Consider the following 16,527-nt stretch of genomic DNA (forward strand, 5'->3'; position numbering starts at 1 on the left):
CAGCGCAGGAACGCTGCGTCCTGGGCCCGCTCAGCGCACGTCTGCTGCGCCCTCGGCCACCCCTGCGGGCGCCGGCTGGCTCGCACCCGCCTCCGGACTGTCCGGAATCAGATGGGACAGCACCATCACACTGATCGTCTTGCGGATGAACGGCTCGGCCCGGATCCGCTCCAGCACCTCCTCGAAGTGCTCCACGTCCCGCGCCCGCACGTGCAGCAGCGCGTCCGCCCCGCCGGTCACCGTCATCGCCGCCGTGATCTCCGGATAGCCCCGCGCGACCTCCGCCAGCCGCCTCGGCGGCGCCGCCCCCTCGCAGTACACCTCCACGTACGCCTCGGTGCGCCAGCCGAGGGCGGAGGGCCGCACCGTCGCCGTGAACCCGGTGATCACGCCCGTCCCGCGCAACCGGTCCACCCGGCGCTTGACCGCCGTGGAGGACAGCCCGACCTCCGCGCCGATCTCGGCGAACGACGTCCTGGCGTTCGCCATCAGGGCGGTGACGATCTTCCGGTCGAGTTCGTCGAACGGGGTGGGCCTGCTGTTCATGCGGGCACTGTATCCAGCGGATACGCCGACGCCGGGCACGTGTGCAGGCGCACGGATTGCTCCTACACTCCACCTTCATGCTGCGCGCCCTGGCTGTCGACGACGAACGCCCCACGCTCGAGGAACTCCTGTACCTGCTGAACACCGATCCCCGCGTCCGCACGGCGGAGGGCGCGGGCGACGCGACCGAGGCGCTGCGCCGCATCAACCGCGCCCTGGAGTCGGGACCCGACGGGCCGGACGCCATCGACGTCGTCTTCCTCGACATCCAGATGCCCGGCCTCGACGGACTGGACCTCGCCCGGCTCCTGACCGGCTTCGCCCGGCCGCCGCTGGTCGTCTTCGTCACCGCCCACGAGGACTTCGCGGTCCAGGCCTTCGACCTCGAGGCCGTCGACTACGTCCTCAAACCCGTCCGCCGGGAGCGGCTCGCCGAGGCGGTCCGCCGCGCCGCCGAACAGCGCGGCGCCCCCGTCCCCGCCCCGCGCGTCCCCGTCCACGAACCGGACCCGGACCACGTCCCGGTGGAACTCGGCGGCGTCACCCGCTTCGTCCCCGTCGACGACATCACCCACGTCGAGGCCCAGGGCGACTACGCCCGCCTGCACACCGACCGGGGCAGCCACCTCGTCCGCATCCCCCTGTCCACCCTGGAGGAACGCTGGCGCGCCCGCGGCTTCGTCCGCATCCACCGCCGCCACCTCGTCGCCCTGCGCCACATCGGCGAACTCCGCCTGGACGCGGGCAGCGTCAGTGTCCTGGTCGGCGCCGAGGAACTCCAGGTCAGCCGGCGCCACGCCCGCGAACTGCGGGACCTGCTCATGCGGAGGCCGTGACCGTGCCCCAGGACCCCACCGAACGCCGCGTCACCGTCACCGGCCCGCCCCGGCGCACCGGCCGGGCCTTCGGGTACTACCGCCCGCGCACCGAGATCGACGAGCAGACCACCCTCGGGCACACCTACGTCCGCTCCCTCATGCGCAGCCAGCTGCGCGCCGGCCTCGCCGCCTTCGCGGTCCTCGGCCTCCTCGTCGGGCCGCTGCCGCTGCTGTTCGCGGTGATGCCGGACGCCCACGGCCTGGAATGGGCCGTCCTCGGCTTCGGCCTGTACGCCCCGCTCGTCCTCCTCGCCCGCTGGTACGTGCGCCGCGCCGAGCGCAACGAACGCGACTTCGTGCGCCTCGTCGAGGACCGGTGACCGTGTCCCACGAGGCGCCGTGAACTCCACCTACGCCATATCCGCCGTCGCCCTCGTCGTCGTGGCCACCGTCCTCGTCGGCGCCTTCGGCCTGCGCATCTCCCGCACCACCTCGGACTTCTACGTCGCCTCCCGCACGGTCGGCCCCCGCCTCAACGCCGCCGCCATCAGCGGCGAGTACCTCTCCGCCGCGTCCTTCCTGGGCATCGCCGGCCTGGTCCTGGTGCAGGGCCCCGACATGCTCTGGTACCCGGTCGGCTACACCGCCGGCTACCTGGTCCTGCTGCTCTTCGTCGCCGCCCCGCTGCGCCGCTCCGGCGCCTACACGCTGCCCGACTTCGCCGAGGCCCGGCTCGCCTCCCAGGGGGTACGGCGCCTCGCGGGCGCCTTCGTCGTCGGCGTCGGCTGGCTCTACCTGCTTCCCCAGCTCCAGGGCGCCGGACTGACCCTGACCGTGCTGAGCGACGCGCCCGACTGGCTCGGCGGGGTGATCGTCGCCGTCGTCGTCACCGCCATCGTCGCCGCCGGCGGCATGCGCAGCATCACCTTCGTCCAGGCCTTCCAGTACTGGCTGAAGCTCACCGCCCTGCTCGTCCCCGCCCTCTTCCTGGTGCTGGCCTGGCAGGGCGACGGAGCGCCCGGCCGCCCCTTCGAGGAACCGGCCGCCTTCCGCGAGCAGCGCTCCGTCCGGGTCGACGACAGCCTCACCCTCAAGCTCGACCGTCCGCTGACCGTCACCGTCGACGGCACCGTGGACGGCCGCGCCCACGACGGCACCCGGCTCGCCCTGCCCGCCGGAACCCACCACATCGAGGCCGGCGCCCGCCTCACCTTCGCCGCGGGCACCCCGGTCCCGGCCGCCGGACGCGGCGCCGACGACGCCCTGTCACCCTCCCGGGCCGAGAGCCGCACGGAACGCCCGCTGTACGCCACGTACGGCCTGATCCTCGCCACCTTCCTGGGCACCATGGGCCTGCCGCACGTCGTGGTCCGCTTCTACACCAGCCCGCACGGTGTCGCCGCCCGCCGCACCACCGTCGCCGTCCTCGGCCTGATCGGCGCCTTCTACCTGCTGCCGCCCGTCTACGGCGCCCTCGGCCGCCTGTACGCCCCCGAACTGACCCTGACCGGCGACGCCGACGCCGCCGTCCTGCTGCTGCCCGACCGGGTGATCGGGGGAGTGGGCGGCGACCTGCTCGGCGCGCTGGTCGCGGGTGGCGCCTTCGCCGCGTTCCTGTCCACCGCGTCGGGGCTGACCATGGCCGTCGCGGGCGTCCTCACCCAGGACGTGCTGCCGTCCCGCGCGGTCCGGCACTTCCGGCTCGGCACCGTCCTCGCGATGGCCGTGCCGCTCGCGGCGAGTGCGCTGGTCGGCGGGCTGCCGGTGGCCGACGCCGTGGGCCTCGCCTTCGCGGTGTCCGCCTCGTCCTTCTGCCCGCTGCTCGTCCTCGGCATCTGGTGGCGGCGGCTGACCCCACCGGGGGCGGCGGCCGGGATGCTGGTGGGCGGCGGTTCCGCCCTGCTCGCGGTCGCCGCCACCATGGGCGGTTTCCCGGGCGGCGGCGGAGCGCTGCACGCGCTGCTGGCCTGGCCCGCGCTCTGGTCGGTGCCGCTGGGCTTCCTCACCATGGTGCTGGTCTCCCTGGCCACCCGGGGCCGGGTGCCGGCCGGGACGGCGGCGATCCTGGCCCGGTTCCACCTGCCGGAAGAGCTGCGGGCGGACGAACTGCGCAAGGAGGCGGCCCCGTGAGCGGCTCCATGAGCGGTTTCCTGGCGGGCCTCGCCGTCGCCGTGCTGCCCCTGCTGGCCGCCGGTTTCTGGCTGGGCCGGCGCACGGCCCGCCCGCAGCACCTCGGCGGGCTCGGCACCCCGGTCGAGCACGCCACCTTCCAGACCCTGCACACGGCCTCCCTGGCCACGCCCCCGCTGCGGGCGGGCCTCACCGAGGAGACGGCCGGCAAGTCGGCCCGCAAGCTGCGCTCCCTGCTCGGCACGGACGCGCTGTGCCTGACCGATCTCGAGGAGGTCCTGGTCTGGGACGGAGCCGGCGCCCACCACCGCACGGAGATCATGGAGCGTCTCGCCGGGCCGCTGGAGACGGGCCGCGGGGAGGCGTTCCCGCTGAGCTGCGACACCCCCGACTGCGCGGTGCGCTGGGCGGTGGTCGCCCCGCTCACCGTCGACGACCGGGTGCACGGCGCCCTGGTCGCCTGCGCGCCCCGCGAGTCCGCCGTCCTGGTCCGGGCCGCCGGCGAGGTGGCCCGCTGGGTCTCCGTCCAGCTGGAACTGGCCGACCTCGACCAGTCCCGCACCCGGCTCATCGAGGCCGAGATCAAGGCGCTGCGGGCCCAGATCTCCCCGCACTTCATCTTCAACTCGCTGGCGGTGATCGCCTCGTTCGTCCGCACCGACCCGGAGCGCGCCCGCGAGCTGCTCCTGGAGTTCGCCGACTTCACCCGCTACTCGTTCCGCCGGCACGGCGACTTCACCACCCTCGCCGACGAGCTGCACGCCATCGACCACTACCTGGCGCTGGTGCGGGCCCGCTTCGGCGACCGCCTCGCCGTCACCCTCCAGGTCGCACCGGAGGTGCTGCCGGTCGCCCTGCCCTTCCTCTGCCTCCAGCCGCTCGTCGAGAACGCCGTCAAGCACGGCCTGGAGGGCAAGGCCGACCGCTGCCGCATCCAGATCACGGCACAGGACGCCGGCGCCGAGGCGCTGGTCGTCATCGAGGACGACGGCGCAGGCATGGACCCCGGCCTGCTGCGCCGCATCCTGGCACGCGAGGTCAGCCCGTCGGGCGGCATCGGGCTGTCCAACGTCGACGACCGGCTCCGCCAGGTCTACGGAGACGACCACGGCCTCGTCATCGAGACGGCCGTCGGCGCGGGCATGAAGATCACGGTCCGGCTGCCGAAGTACCAGCCGGGCGTGCACTCGGCGGGCCGGCTCGGCCGCGAGTGAGTCGTCGTGCGCCCCTCGCGGGGCTCAGGCGCTGCGCGTGGCCACCATCCCCACGGTGATCAGGCCCAGCACGACCCAGCCGAACCACAGCCAGCCGTTGCTTCCGAGCGCCACCGTGTAGGCCGTCACCGCGACCAGGCCGCCGATGGTGAGCGCTCCCATCGTCTTCGTCGAACTGTCCGTGGAACCGGGCATCGCAACACCCTCCTCGTGGTCCGTTCCCCTCCATGGTGCCCCCGTTCCGCCTCCGTACGGTGCGGACGGCGGGATACGGGCCGGATTCCCCGGCCGCCGCGGCCGTACCGGACCCGGCCGCGCGGGGGAGGGGCCGAGTGGGCAGGCCCCTGCCGCGCACTCGCCGCGGGCGGGCCGGCGAGCCTGGCGGGGGAGGCCGAACGGGTGAACCCGGGCGCACGCCGGGGAAGCCCCGCCCCGCCCCCGCCGGTGCGGCGGGGGCGCCGTTCAGCCGCTGCGTGTGTTCAGCGAGGCCAGGTAGGCGTTGTACGCCTCGAGTTCCCTGTCGCCGTTGCGGTCGGCGGCACGGTCGGAGCGCCGGGCCTGCCGTTCCTCCGAGGCGTACCACTGGAACAGCAGCGCGAGCAGCACCAGCACGGAGGGCACCTCGCTGAAGGCCCAGGCGATGCCACCGGCCGCGTTCTGGTCGGAGAGCGCGTCGATGCCGAGCGACGCGGGCGGGCTGCGGAACGTCTCGACCATGGGCGAGGACGCCATCATGAGCGCGATGCCGAAGAACGCGTGGAACGGCATGCCCGCGAACAGCTCCAGCATCCGCATCAGGTAGCCCGGCCGGTGCGGGCCCGGGTCCACACCCATGATCGGCCAGAAGAACACCAGCCCGACGGCGAGGAAGTGCACCATCATCGCGATGTGCCCGGCCTGGGAGCCCATGAGGAAGTCGAAGAGGGGCGTGAAGTACAGCGCGTACAGGCTCGCGATGAACAGCGGGATGGTGAACGCGGGGTGCGTGACGATGCGCACGTAGCGGCTGTGCAGCAGCATCAGCAGCAGTTCGCGCAGCCCCTTGCGGCCGCGGCCGGCCGTGGGCAGCGCGCGCAGGGCCAGCGTGATCGGGGCACCGAGCAGCAGCAGGATCGGCGACACCATGCTGATGACCATGTGCTGCACCATGTGCACGCTGAACATGACCATGCCGTAGTCGTTGAGCCTGGTGCACATCATCAGCCCGACGCTCAGCACACCCGTGACGAAGGCGACGGTCCGCCCCACCGGCCACTTGTCGCCGCGCCGGGTCAGCCGGAGGACGCCCCAGCCGTACAGCGCGAGCCCGAGGAGGCAGGCGACGAGGAAGAACGGGTCCGCCGACCAGCCGAGACCTCGCCCCAGCGTGAACGGCGGCAGATCCATCGTCATGCCGTGCCCGCTGTGATCCATCCGACGGCTCCTGATTCGTGGGGGTTGCGCGCGGTTGAGCGCCGTCTGTCCGGAGCAAGACTAGAACCGCCCCCGGCCGCTGACGCGACCGGGGGCGGTGCCGGCGTACTACCGCGGTCTCACAGGACGCACTCCGCCTCCGCGTACCGCGCGTCCGGCACCGTCTTCAACGACTCGACCGCGTCGGCGAGCGGCACCATGGTGATGTCCGTCCCCCGCAGGGCCGTCATCCTCCCGAACTCGCCCCGGTGCACCGCCTCCACCGCGTGCCAGCCGAACCGCGTGGCCAGCACCCGGTCGTAGGCCGTCGGCGTACCGCCCCGCTGGACGTGCCCGAGGATCACCGGCCGGGCCTCCTTGCCGAGCCGCTCCTCCAGCTCGACGGAGAGCTGGCGGGCGATCCCTGCGAAGCGCTCGTGGCCGTAGACGTCCCGGCCGCCCTCGTCGAAGTCCATGCTTCCGGCCTTCGGCTTGGCACCCTCCGCGGCCACCACGATCGCGAACCGCTTGCCCGCCGAGAAGCGCTCGCCGACCTTGGCGGCCAGCTCCTCGATGTCGAAGGGCCGCTCCGGGACGACGACGGCGTGGGCGCCCGCCGCCATGCCCGAGTGCAGTGCGATCCAGCCGGTGTGGCGTCCCATGACCTCGACGATCAGCACCCGCTGGTGGGACTCGGCGGTGGTCTTCAGCCGGTCCAGGGCTTCGGTGGCGACGGTGACGGCCGTGTCGAAGCCGAACGTGACGTCCGTGACCGCTATGTCGTTGTCGATGGTCTTCGGCACGCCCACGATCGGCAGACCGTGGTCGGACAGCAGCCGGGCCGCCTTCAGCGTGCCCTCGCCGCCGATCGGGATGATCGCGTCCAGGCCGAGTTCCCCGACGTGCCCCCGGGCGCGCTCCACACCGTCCCGCAGGTGCTCGGGGCGGACCCGGGAGGATCCGAGGATGGTGCCGCCGCGGGCCAGGATGCCGCCCACCGCGTCCAGGTCGAGCTTGAGGTAGTCGCACTCCAGGAGGCCCTTCCAGCCGTCCCGGAAGCCGATGACCTCGTCGCCGTGGTCGACGACGGCGCGGTGCACGACGGACCGGATGACGGCGTTCAGGCCGGGGCAGTCGCCGCCGGACGTGAGGACACCAATGCGCATAGCCCGAAATACCTTCTCCACGTGGCACGGGTCCGGACCGCGCTGTCCGGCTGGATCCCCGCCACCCTAGCGGCATCGGGGGCCGGAACAGCACCGCGCGTCCGCCTGCTGGACGTGCCTGCTCACCTGTGTGGACGAGTCGTCAGACGGGCCGTTCGACGGCTCGTGCGACACCCCCCGGGCGGACCGGCCTCAGGCGGCTGCCGCGCGGCAGCCCGCAAGCGGCACCGCCGCGCGGCGGTGCCATCACGGGCCGCCGGGCTGCGGTGCCTACGCGGGCTGCTCCGCAGCGGTGCCTACGCGGGCTGCTCCGCAGCGGTGCCTACGCGGGCTGCTCCGCAGCCGCGATGCGCTCGTTGCGGAGCGCCTCGTACCAGTGGTCGTCGGTCGGCGGCAGCGCGTTCACGTCCAGGGCCAGCTTCAGCAGCAGGTCCGCGATCAGCGGGTTGCGCGCCAGTACCGGGCCGTGCATGTACGTGCCGAAGACCGTGTCGTTGTACGCGCCCTCCGTGCCGTCGCCGGTGCCGTTGCCGTTGCCGAAACGGACCTGTGCGAGGGGGCGGGCCCCGGGGCCGAGGTGCGTGACGCCCTGGTGGTTCTCGAAGCCGGTCAGCGGCGGCAGCCCCAGGCGCGGATCGATGTCACCGAGGACGTCGCCGACGCACCGCGCGCCCTCGCCGCGCGTGGAGACCACGTCGAGCAGACCGAGACCCGGCTCGCGCTGGCCCAGGTCGTTGATGAACTCGTGGCCCAGGATCTGGTAGCCGGCGCAGACCGAGAAGACGATCGCCCCGTTCGCCACCGCCCGGTGCAGGCCGCCGTCGCGGCGCAGCCGCTCGGCCGCGAGCCGCTGCGGGCGGTCCTCGCCGCCGCCGATCAGGTAGATGTCGCCGGAGGTCGGGATCGGCTGGTCGCTGCGCACGTCGAGCCGGGCCACGTCGAGGCCGCGCTGGCGGGCCCGGCGCTCCACGACGAGGGCGTTGCCCTGGTCGCCGTACGTGCTGAGGAGGTCCGGGTAGATCCAGACGATCCGCAGTTGGTTGTCGCTCACGAATGTCCCCTGAAGTCTCGCGGTCAGTTGCCGACGCGGCGGCGCAGGTCCTGGAAGGCGGTGTAGTTCGCGATGACCTCGACCCGGCCGGGCGGACACGCCTGCACCGCCTGGTCGAGGTTCTCGCACACCTGGAACTGCTGGTTCGCGACCTCCAGGCGCACCGCGAGGTCCAGCTTCCGGTCGCCGATCACGCAGATCGGGTGGCCGGTCAGCCGGGTGTAGTCCACGTCCCACAGCCAGGAGGTGTCGGTGCCGTCGGCACCGCGCGCGTTCACCGACAGGATCACCGGGGCCGGCGGCGGGTCGATCAGGGAGAAGGTCTCCAGCCAGCCCGCCGGGTTCTTGGCGAGCAGCAGTCGCAGGTCACGGCCCTGGAACTGCACGACGTCGTAGCGCCCGGCGACCGCCTGGACCTGGTACATGCGCTCCAGCGCGACCTGCGGCGGCACCCCGAAGACCGCGGCGACGGCCGCGGACGAGGCGGCGTTGGCCTTGTTGGCGCGGCCGGGGAGCTGCAGGTGGATCGGCCAGGCGGAGCCGTGCGGGTCGAGGACGTGGTCGCCGGACAGGGCCCAGCTCGGCGTGGGGCGCCGGAAGCCGCACTCGCCGCAGAACCAGTCGTCGCCCGGACGCTGCATCACACCGCCGCAGGACGGGCAGGACCAGGCGTCGTCCTTCCACATCTGCCCGGCGGCCACCCAGATGACGTTGGGGGAGGAGGACGCGGCCCAGACCACCAGCGGGTCGTCGGCGTTGGCGACGACCACGGCCTTGGAACCGGCCAGGCCCTCGCGCCAGTTCTCGGCGAGCATCCGGGTCTCGGCGGCGCGGTCGAGCTGGTCGCGGGAGAGGTTGAGCAGGGCGATGCACTGGGGGTCGGTGGCCTGGGCGACGCCGACGAGGTACTTCTCGTCGACCTCGATGACCCCGAACCGGGCCTCCGCGCCGGCCGCGAGCGCCGAGGTGATGCCGGCCGGCATGTTGGCGCCGAGCGCGTTGGAGACGACCGGCCCGGCCGCCTTGAGCGCCTCGGCGATGAGGCGGGTGGTGGTCGTCTTGCCGTTGGTCGCCGAGACCAGGGTCACGTCCAGGTGCTGGGCGAGCCGGGCGAGGAGATCGGGATCGAGCCTCAGCGCGACCTTGCCGCCGATCACCGAACCGCTGCCGCGCCCCGCGGCACGAGATGCCGCCGCCACCGCCTTGCCCGCGGTCACGGCGATCTTGGCCCGGGGCGTGAGCGGGTCCGAGTTGCCTGCCATCAGTTCTCGATCCTCCTTGCGTACGCGCCGCGCCTGAAGCCTGACCGGCCACGTGGTGTGGACCTCAGCCTATCGAGATCCGTTCGCACTCCCGAATCGCGGCACCGGCCACGGGTTCCGGCGGTGGGCGCGAGCCGCCGGGGGACACACGGACCTTACTCTTGCCGCCATGCGACAAGGTTCCATCCCGGGCACCCGCGGGCGCGTCCGGCCCCTGACCGTCCTCGGCGATCCCGTCCTGCGCGCGCCCTGCGAGGAGGTGACGGACCACGGCCCGGAACTCGCGGCGCTCGTGGAGGACTTGTTCGCGACCATGTACGCCGCCCGCGGAGTGGGCCTGGCCGCGAACCAGATCGGCGAGCCGGTCCGCGTCTTCGTGTACGACTGCCCGGACGACGAGGACGAGCGCCACCTCGGCCACCTGGTGAACCCCCGGCTCGTCGAGACCGGCGGAATGGTGGTGCGCGGGCCGGAGGGATGCCTTTCGCTGCCGGGGCTGGAGGCCGGGACGGAGCGTTACGACGAGGCGGTCGTGACGGGCTTCACGGTGACCGGGGAACCGGTCACCGTGCGCGGGACGGGGTTCTTCGCCCGGTGCCTCCAGCACGAGTGCGATCACCTGGAGGGCGGCCTCTACGTCGACCGCCTCGGGGGGTGGCGCAGGCGCAGGGTGCTCCGGCGGGCCGCCCGGGCGCCCTGGAACAGCCGCCGGACCGCCCCGGGGGCCGCCGGACCGTCCTGAGCCGCCGCGGACCGTCCCGAGCCGTCGGACGCGGGCCCACCGGGGGCGTCGCGGGCCGCGGGACCGTCCGGGCCCGCCGGCTCCCGGGCTTCTGAGGACCGCGGAGCGCTCCCCGCGGCCCTCAGAAGCCCGGCCCGCCCGCCTTGTCCCCGGCCGCCGCCAGCCGCCCCCACAGCAGGTCGGCGAGGCTGCGCACCAACTCCGCGCGGGAGCAGGGCCGTTCCCCCAGCCACCAGTCGCCGGCCGCGTGCATCATGCCGACGATGCCGTGTCCCCACACGCGGGACAGCTGCCGGCTGTCCGGACCCATGTCGAGGCGCTCCTCGATGACCGTGCCCAGTTCCTCGCCCATCCGGCGCAGCACCGGCGCCGAGTGCTTGCCGACATCGAAGCCCTGCTCGGCCTGCTCGCCCGGTACGGTGCCGCCCTCCGCCGGATGCATCAGGAAGCGGTACACCTGCGGGCGCGCCTCGATGGCCGCCAGATAGGTGTCCAGCGTGGCCTCGACGCGGTCCCGGCGGTCCGCCGGGGCGTCCAGGGCGGCCCGCAGCGAGGCGAGGAGGGCGTCCGTGTGCCGCGCCGCCAGGGCGGCGTAGAGTCCGCCCTTGTCGCCGAAGTGGCGGTAGAGGATCGGCTTGGTGATGCCGGCCTCGGCGGCGATGGCGTTCATCGAGGCCTGGGGGCCGTCGCGCAGCACCACCCGGTCGGCGGCCTCCAGCAGCTCGCGCCGTCTGTGGTCGGCGGACCGCTGCTGATCGGTCCGCTGCGTGGTGTCCATGTGCTCTCCCCACCCGTGCTGGTTCGGTGACGCCTGCGCAAACTAACACCCACAGGGCGCCGGACATCGAACGGGAGGGCGAGGGGCCCACGGGAGTTGACTTTTCCTACCGGCCGGTAACAGACTCGTGTTACCGCAAGTAACATGCTCGTGCGTCACTGGAGGGGACATGGCCGAGTTCACCATGGAGCTCAACGACGGACAGAAGGAGGTCCGGGACTGGCTGCACGGCTTCGCCGCCGACGTCATCCGCCCCGCGGCCGCCGAATGGGACGAGCGTGAGGAGACTCCCTGGCCGGTCATCCAGGAGGCCGCCAAGGTCGGCATCTACTCCCTCGACTTCTACGCCCAGCAGTACTTCGACCCCACCGGCCTGGGCATCCCCATGGCGATGGAGGAGCTGTTCTGGGGTGACGCGGGCATCGCCCTGTCCATCGTCGGCACCGGCCTCGCCGCCGTCGGCGTCCTCGCCAACGGTACCGAGGAGCAGATCGGCACCTGGATCCCCCAGATGTACGGCGACGCCAACGACGTCAAGGTCGCCGCGTTCTGCTCCTCCGAGCCCGACGCGGGTTCCGACGTCGCCTCCCTGCGCACGCGTGCCGTCTACGACGAGGCCAAGGACGAGTGGGTGCTCGACGGCACCAAGACCTGGGCGACCAACGGCGGCATCGCCAACGTCCACGTCGTGGTGGCGGTCGTCGACGCCGAGCTGGGGTCCAAGGGCCACGCGTCCTTCATCGTCCCGCCCGGCACCCCGGGACTGTCCCAGGGCCAGAAGTTCAAGAAGCACGGCATCCGCGCCTCGCACACCGCCGAGGTCGTCCTGGACAACGTGCGCGTCCCCGGCTCCTGCCTGCTCGGCGGCAAGGAGAAGCTGGACGCGCGGCTGGCCCGCGCCCGCGAAAAGGCCAGGAAGGGCGGCGAGCGCGTCAAGAACGCCGCGATGGCCACGTTCGAGGCCTCCCGCCCGGCGGTCGGCGCCATGGCGGTGGGCACGGCGCGGGCCGCGTACGAGGTGGCGCTGGAGTACGCGCAGACCCGTGAGCAGTTCGGGCGGCCGATCATCGACAACCAGGGCGTCGCCTTCCAGCTCGCGGACATGCGCACCTCCATCGACGCGGCGCGGCTGCTGGTGTGGCGCGCCTCCTGGATGGCGATCAGCGGCAAGCCGTTCACGGCGGCCGAGGGGTCGATGTCGAAGCTGTTCGCGAGCGAGACGGCCAAGAAGGTGACCGCCCAGGCGGTCCAGATCCTGGGCGGCAACGGCTACACCCGGGAGTACCCGGTGGAGCGGATGCACCGGGACTCCGCGATCTACACCATCTTCGAGGGTACGAGCGAGATCCAGCGGCTGGTGATCGCGCGGACCCTGTCGGGGATGCCGATCCGCTAGGACCCCCGGCCCCGCGGGCGGGACGTCCGGCTCGCCCGCGGACACGTGGAACGGCTCGCCGCCCGCCCGCCCACCCTCGGGCCGCCCGGAGTGCAGCCCGGCGCACGGCGCCTCGCGGGCCGGTGCCGGACGGGCGGTGTCAGGTGGACTGGCCGCTGCTGTGGGCGATGCAGGCCACGTCGATCCGGTCGGCCAGTTTGGCGAGTTCGATGGTGAGGGCCGCGACCGTGTCCTCGTCCAGACTCCCCTCACCGGCCTCCACCAGCCGCAGCCATCTCCCGCCCACCGTGCGCAGCAGCTTGCTCACGTCGGCCGCGGCGACCTGTAGGGTACCGCGGTCGTCGACGATCAGAGGCAGGGTCACTTCGCGGTTCACACGAGGGATCGTAGTCGCGGAAGGCTCACGCTCCGTGCCATACGGTGGTGATGTTGCAGAACTCCCGGATTCCCTGCCCGGACAGCTCACGCCCGTAGCCCGACCGCTTGACCCCGCCGAACGGGAACGCCGGATGGGACGCCGTCATCCCGTTGACGTACACGCCGCCCGCCTCCAGATCCCGCACGAAGCGGTCCACGTCGCCGTCGTCGCGTGTCCACACGTTGGAACTGAGCCCGAAGTCCGTGTCGTTGGCGATCAGCACGGCCTCGTCCAGGTCGGCCGCGCGGTACAGCGTGGCGACCGGGCCGAACGCCTCCTCGCGGTGGATGCGCATGGCGCGGGTGACGCCGGCCAGCACGGTCGGCGGGTAGTACCAGCCGGGGCCGTCCGGGCGTTCGCCTCCGCACAGGACGCTCGCGCCGCCGCGTACCGCGTCGTCGACCAGCTCCACCAAATCGTTCACCCCCTGCTCGCTGGAGAGCGGGCCGACCTCGGTCTCCTCGTCCATGGGGTCGCCGACCCTCAGCGCCCTCATGCCCGCGGTGAAGCGTTCGACGAAGGCGTCGTACACGTCCGTGTGCACGATGAACCGCTTGGCAGCGATGCAGGACTGTCCGGCGTTCTGCGTGCGCGCGGTCACCGCGACCTCGGCGGCCCGGTCGACGTCGGCGGACGGCATGACGACGAACGGATCGCTGCCGCCCAGCTCCAGCACCGTCTTCTTGATCATTTCCCCGGCGGTGGAGGCCACCGCGCGGCCGGCGGGCTCGCTGCCGGTGAGGGTGGCGGCCCGCACCCGCTCGTCGCGCAGGACGTCGTCGACCGCCGCCGAGCCGATGAGCAGGGTCTGGAAGCAGCCCTCGGGGAAGCCCGCCCGGTGGAACAGGTCCTCCAGGTACAGCGCGGTCTGCGGCACGTTCGAGGCGTGCTTGAGCAGGCCGACGTTGCCCGCCATCAGTGCGGGCGCCGCGAACCGGATCACCTGCCAGAGCGGGAAGTTCCACGGCATCACCGCGAGCACCGGGCCGAGCGGCCGGTGGCGGACCAGGGCACGGGAGGCGCCGGAATCCTTCACGTCGGACGCGGCGGGCTCCTCGTCGGCGAGCAGCTCCGCCGCGTGGTCGGCGTACCAGCGCATCGCCTTGGCGCACTTGGCCGCCTCCGCGCGGGCCTGCCTGACCGGCTTGCCCATCTCCGTGGTGATGACCCTGCCGATCTCCTCCTGGTCCGCCTCCAGGAGGCCGGCGGCGCGGTGCATGAGCCGGGCCCGCTCGTCGAACGCCGTCGTCCGGTACGTGCGGAAGGTGGCCTCCGCGAGCTGGAGCCGGCGCTCGACCTCCTCCTCGCCCATGGCCTCGTACGTCCTGAGCGTCTCGCCGTTCGCCGGGTTCACCGTCGCGATGGGCATGGCCGACCTCCCTGGTGCGGATCGTGCTTCGACCTTGGCGCGCGGCGTGGGGCGCCGCAACGCGGACGGGCCTCGTCGGAACCGTCCCGAGCCTCTCGTCGCTCCTCGTCGCTTCCGTCAGTGCGAGTGCTCAGCCAGCCGGTCGAGAAACGCGGCCTGCGCCCCCACGATCACCTCGCGCGCCCGGTCCAGCGGGAACCAGGCCACCCGGTCCAGCTCGGGGAACTCCTCGATCCGGCCCGACCTCGGCGGCCACTCCATGCGGAAGGTCCCGGGAACGACCGTCGCCGGGTCGAGGTCGGCCTCGACGGCCCACACCGTGACGACCTTCCCGCCCGCCTGCCGGACCTCCCCGAGCGGTACGGCCTCGCCCCCGGGCGGCGGCAGCCCCAGCTCCTCCTCGAACTCGCGCCGGGCCGCCTCCCAGGCCGGTTCCCCGGGGTCGTACTCCCCTTTGGGCACGGTCCACGCGCCGGCCTCCCGGCGGGCGTGGAACGGGCCGCCCATGTGGCCGAGCAGCACCTGGCGGCCCTGGCCGGCGGGACGGTGCAGGAGCAGGCCCGCGCTGCGCCTCACGGGGCCGCCCCGGGGTGCGCGGCGAGCAGGGCCTCCACCGTGTCCGCCTCCTCGGGGCGTTTGTCCTCGCGGTAACGGATCACGCGGGCGAAGCGGAGGGTGACGCCGGCCGGGTAGCGGGTGGACCGCTGGAGACCGTCGTAGGCGATCTCGACGACGAGTTCGGGGCGTACGGTCACCCCCCAGCCGTGCTCCTCGACGGCCAGGTCCCCGAGGCGTTCGGTCTGCCAGGCCAGCAGGGCGTCGGTCATGCCCTTGAAGGTCTTGCCGAGCATGGCGAAGGAGCCGTCCGCGGTGCGGGCGCCCAGGTGGAGGTTGGAGAGCCTGCCGGTGCGGCGGCCGTGGCCCCACTCGGCGGCCAGAACGACCAGGTCGAGGGTGTGGACGGGCTTGACCTTCAGCCAGGACGCGCCGCGCCGGCCCGCGCTGTAGGCGGCGTCGAGCCCCTTGACCACGACACCCTCGTGGCCGCGCCGCAGCGTCTCGGCGAGGAACTCCTCCGCCGCCCGCGTCTGCTCGGGCCCCGGCACCAGCGCGCGCCGCACCCGCGTCGGCTCGGGGACCAGCCGGGCCAGCTCCGCGTGCCGCTCGGTCAGCGGCAGGTCGAGCAGGTCGCGGCCGTCGACGGACAGCGCGTCGAAGAACACGACGGAGACGGGCACCGCCCGCGCGGCCGTGGCCACGTCCGTGCGGGAGCCGACCCGTCCCGCGGTCTCCTGGAAGGAGCGGGGGCGTCCGGTCCCGTCGAAGGAGATCACCTCGCCGTCCAGGACGAACCGCTCCCCGGGCAGCGCGAGGGCCGCCGCGGTGACCTCGGGGAGCCGGGCGGTGATGTCGTCCAGGGTGCGGGTGTAGAGCCGTACGGTCTCGCCGTCGCGGTGCACCTGGACCCGGATGCCGTCCAGCTTCTCCTCGACGGCCGAGGCGCCCAGTCTGCCGACCGCCTCGGCGACGGAGGAGGCGCTGTGGGCGAGCATCGGCAGGACCGGGCGGCCGACGGTGAGCCGGAATCCCTCCAGGGCGCCGGGGCCGTCGGTCAGCAGGGTCTCGGCCACCGTCTCCAGGGAGCCCGCGAGCATCACCGCCCGCCGTACGTCCGCCGCCGGTGCGCCGGTCGCCGCGGCCAGGCCCTCGACGGCGGCCGCGTCCAGCGCGCCCTGCCGGACCTCACCGGTGAGCAGCCCGGTCAGGAAGCGCTGCTCGTCGTCGGTGGCCGCGCCCATCAGCTCACCGACCAGGCGCGTCCGCTCCGCCTGCGAGCCGGTGCCGGACACCGCCGCGAGCCGGGTGAGCCGGGCGTCCACCTCGCGCACGGTCAGGGTCGGCTCGGCGGCCGGTGCGACCGGGTGGCCCAGCACCTTCCAGCCGACGCCGATCCGGCCCTGGGGGAGCCGGCCCGCCAGGTACGGGATCACGACCGGCACGTCCGCCGCCTCCGCCTCCCGGAACAGTTCCGCGAGCAGGACGGTCTTCCGGGACCGCGCCGAGGTGGCGGCGACCTCCCGGGACACCTGGGCCAACCGGGCAAGGAGCATGCAGTCATGGTGCACCGGAGGGGGCCGGGCCACACCCGGTGGCCGCCGGTTCCCGTGCGGAGGCCTCACCGGGGCCCTGGCGCCGGCCGCCCGGCACCACCCGCGCTCCCCCGGGAGGGGCACCCGCGTTCGCC

At 73.4% G+C, this 16,527-nt stretch carries 17 protein-coding genes; 6 read left to right on the forward strand and 11 right to left on the reverse strand.

What is annotated here, in order from left to right; genetic code table 11:
* Window positions 1-30: 30 nt before the first annotated feature.
* Window positions 31-546 carry an Lrp/AsnC family transcriptional regulator gene (locus ACVV2G_RS12505; RefSeq protein WP_453842739.1) on the reverse strand — a complete coding sequence of 172 codons (516 nt, stop codon included), beginning with the start codon at window positions 544-546 and terminating at the stop codon, window positions 31-33.
* Between the two features lie 77 nt (window positions 547-623).
* Here ACVV2G_RS12505 and ACVV2G_RS12510 point away from each other — a divergent pair, with 77 nt between their 5' ends.
* Genes ACVV2G_RS12510 through ACVV2G_RS12525 form a run of 4 tightly spaced genes read left to right on the forward strand, consistent with a single transcriptional unit; the run spans window position 624 to window position 4,708 of the window.
* Window positions 624-1,382, forward strand: a complete 759-nt coding sequence (locus ACVV2G_RS12510; RefSeq protein ID WP_453842740.1) for a LytR/AlgR family response regulator transcription factor — start codon at window positions 624-626, stop codon at window positions 1,380-1,382.
* A 2-nt stretch (window positions 1,383-1,384) separates the two neighbouring features.
* Window positions 1,385-1,744, forward strand: coding sequence for a hypothetical protein (locus tag ACVV2G_RS12515; protein WP_453842843.1), 360 nt, complete (start codon window positions 1,385-1,387; stop codon window positions 1,742-1,744).
* Window positions 1,745-1,763: 19 nt separating this feature from the next.
* Window positions 1,764-3,494 carry a sodium/solute symporter gene (locus ACVV2G_RS12520; RefSeq protein ID WP_453842741.1) on the forward strand — a complete coding sequence of 577 codons (1,731 nt, stop codon included), beginning with the start codon at window positions 1,764-1,766 and terminating at the stop codon, window positions 3,492-3,494.
* Between the two features lie 8 nt (window positions 3,495-3,502).
* Window positions 3,503-4,708 carry a sensor histidine kinase gene (locus ACVV2G_RS12525; RefSeq protein WP_453842844.1) on the forward strand — a complete coding sequence of 402 codons (1,206 nt, stop codon included), beginning with the start codon at window positions 3,503-3,505 and terminating at the stop codon, window positions 4,706-4,708.
* A 24-nt stretch (window positions 4,709-4,732) separates the two neighbouring features.
* Here ACVV2G_RS12525 and ACVV2G_RS12530 read toward each other — a convergent pair whose 3' ends face one another.
* The 5 genes from ACVV2G_RS12530 to ACVV2G_RS12550 all read right to left on the reverse strand — a co-directional run bounded on the left by ACVV2G_RS12530 (window position 4,733) and on the right by ACVV2G_RS12550 (window position 9,579).
* Entirely contained in the window at window positions 4,733-4,903 is a 171-nt protein-coding gene (locus tag ACVV2G_RS12530) for a membrane protein (protein ID WP_019327487.1), read from the reverse strand.
* A 267-nt stretch (window positions 4,904-5,170) separates the two neighbouring features.
* Window positions 5,171-6,121, reverse strand: coding sequence for a cytochrome c oxidase assembly protein (locus ACVV2G_RS12535; RefSeq protein ID WP_453842742.1), 951 nt, complete (start codon window positions 6,119-6,121; stop codon window positions 5,171-5,173).
* Window positions 6,122-6,240: 119 nt separating this feature from the next.
* Window positions 6,241-7,266, reverse strand: coding sequence for a 6-phosphofructokinase (locus ACVV2G_RS12540; RefSeq protein WP_453842743.1), 1,026 nt, complete (start codon window positions 7,264-7,266; stop codon window positions 6,241-6,243).
* Window positions 7,267-7,588: 322 nt separating this feature from the next.
* Window positions 7,589-8,317, reverse strand: coding sequence for a type 1 glutamine amidotransferase (locus tag ACVV2G_RS12545; RefSeq protein ID WP_453842744.1), 729 nt, complete (start codon window positions 8,315-8,317; stop codon window positions 7,589-7,591).
* A 23-nt stretch (window positions 8,318-8,340) separates the two neighbouring features.
* A complete protein-coding gene (locus tag ACVV2G_RS12550) occupies window positions 8,341-9,579 on the reverse strand; it encodes a Mur ligase family protein (protein WP_453842745.1) in 1,239 nt (412 codons plus the stop codon).
* Between the two features lie 169 nt (window positions 9,580-9,748).
* Between ACVV2G_RS12550 and def the strand changes: the two genes are divergently transcribed.
* Window positions 9,749-10,321, forward strand: a complete 573-nt coding sequence (gene def, locus ACVV2G_RS12555) for a peptide deformylase (protein WP_453842746.1) — start codon at window positions 9,749-9,751, stop codon at window positions 10,319-10,321.
* Between the two features lie 121 nt (window positions 10,322-10,442).
* Here the strand turns inward: def and ACVV2G_RS12560 are convergent, their stop codons facing one another.
* Window positions 10,443-11,099 (reverse strand): TetR/AcrR family transcriptional regulator, encoded by a 657-nt coding sequence (locus tag ACVV2G_RS12560; RefSeq protein ID WP_453842747.1) that lies wholly within the window; start codon window positions 11,097-11,099, stop codon window positions 10,443-10,445.
* A gap of 169 nt (window positions 11,100-11,268) precedes the next feature.
* Between ACVV2G_RS12560 and ACVV2G_RS12565 the strand changes: the two genes are divergently transcribed.
* Window positions 11,269-12,495: an acyl-CoA dehydrogenase family protein gene (locus ACVV2G_RS12565; RefSeq protein WP_453842748.1), complete on the forward strand. Its 1,227-nt coding sequence runs from the start codon at window positions 11,269-11,271 to the stop codon at window positions 12,493-12,495.
* 139 nt (window positions 12,496-12,634) lie between these two features.
* Here ACVV2G_RS12565 and ACVV2G_RS12570 read toward each other — a convergent pair whose 3' ends face one another.
* From ACVV2G_RS12570 to ACVV2G_RS12585, 4 genes are all read right to left on the reverse strand, one after another.
* Window positions 12,635-12,871: a DUF6213 family protein gene (locus tag ACVV2G_RS12570; protein WP_453842749.1), complete on the reverse strand. Its 237-nt coding sequence runs from the start codon at window positions 12,869-12,871 to the stop codon at window positions 12,635-12,637.
* Window positions 12,872-12,896: 25 nt separating this feature from the next.
* On the reverse strand, window positions 12,897-14,282 hold the full coding sequence (locus tag ACVV2G_RS12575; protein ID WP_453842750.1) for an NADP-dependent succinic semialdehyde dehydrogenase: 1,386 nt from the start codon (window positions 14,280-14,282) through the stop codon (window positions 12,897-12,899).
* 117 nt (window positions 14,283-14,399) lie between these two features.
* Window positions 14,400-14,858, reverse strand: coding sequence for an NUDIX hydrolase (locus ACVV2G_RS12580; protein ID WP_453842751.1), 459 nt, complete (start codon window positions 14,856-14,858; stop codon window positions 14,400-14,402).
* Window positions 14,855-16,393: an ATP-dependent DNA ligase gene (locus ACVV2G_RS12585; protein ID WP_453842752.1), complete on the reverse strand. Its 1,539-nt coding sequence runs from the start codon at window positions 16,391-16,393 to the stop codon at window positions 14,855-14,857. The genes ACVV2G_RS12580 and ACVV2G_RS12585 overlap by 4 nt, the downstream gene beginning before the upstream one ends.
* Window positions 16,394-16,527 lie beyond the last annotated feature (134 nt).

It is taken from the genome of Streptomyces sp. JK94, from assembly GCF_053613315.1.

Bases quoted from the DNA above. Each gene is read 5' to 3' on its own strand.
- ACVV2G_RS12560 (WP_453842747.1), bottom strand. From the start codon at position 11,099: ATGGACACCACGCAGCGGACCGATCAGCAGCGGTCCGCCGACCACAGA.
- def (WP_453842746.1), top strand. From the start codon at position 9,749: ATGCGACAAGGTTCCATCCCGGGCACCCGCGGGCGCGTCCGGCCCCTG.
- ACVV2G_RS12585 (WP_453842752.1), bottom strand. From the start codon at position 16,393: ATGCTCCTTGCCCGGTTGGCCCAGGTGTCCCGGGAGGTCGCCGCCACC.
- ACVV2G_RS12550 (WP_453842745.1), bottom strand. From the start codon at position 9,579: ATGGCAGGCAACTCGGACCCGCTCACGCCCCGGGCCAAGATCGCCGTG.
- ACVV2G_RS12565 (WP_453842748.1), top strand. From the start codon at position 11,269: ATGGCCGAGTTCACCATGGAGCTCAACGACGGACAGAAGGAGGTCCGG.
- ACVV2G_RS12505 (WP_453842739.1), bottom strand. From the start codon at position 546: ATGAACAGCAGGCCCACCCCGTTCGACGAACTCGACCGGAAGATCGTC.
- ACVV2G_RS12535 (WP_453842742.1), bottom strand. From the start codon at position 6,121: ATGGATCACAGCGGGCACGGCATGACGATGGATCTGCCGCCGTTCACG.
- ACVV2G_RS12510 (WP_453842740.1), top strand. From the start codon at position 624: ATGCTGCGCGCCCTGGCTGTCGACGACGAACGCCCCACGCTCGAGGAA.
- ACVV2G_RS12525 (WP_453842844.1), top strand. From the start codon at position 3,503: ATGAGCGGTTTCCTGGCGGGCCTCGCCGTCGCCGTGCTGCCCCTGCTG.
- ACVV2G_RS12575 (WP_453842750.1), bottom strand. From the start codon at position 14,282: ATGCCCATCGCGACGGTGAACCCGGCGAACGGCGAGACGCTCAGGACG.
- ACVV2G_RS12540 (WP_453842743.1), bottom strand. From the start codon at position 7,266: ATGCGCATTGGTGTCCTCACGTCCGGCGGCGACTGCCCCGGCCTGAAC.
- ACVV2G_RS12530 (WP_019327487.1), bottom strand. From the start codon at position 4,903: ATGCCCGGTTCCACGGACAGTTCGACGAAGACGATGGGAGCGCTCACC.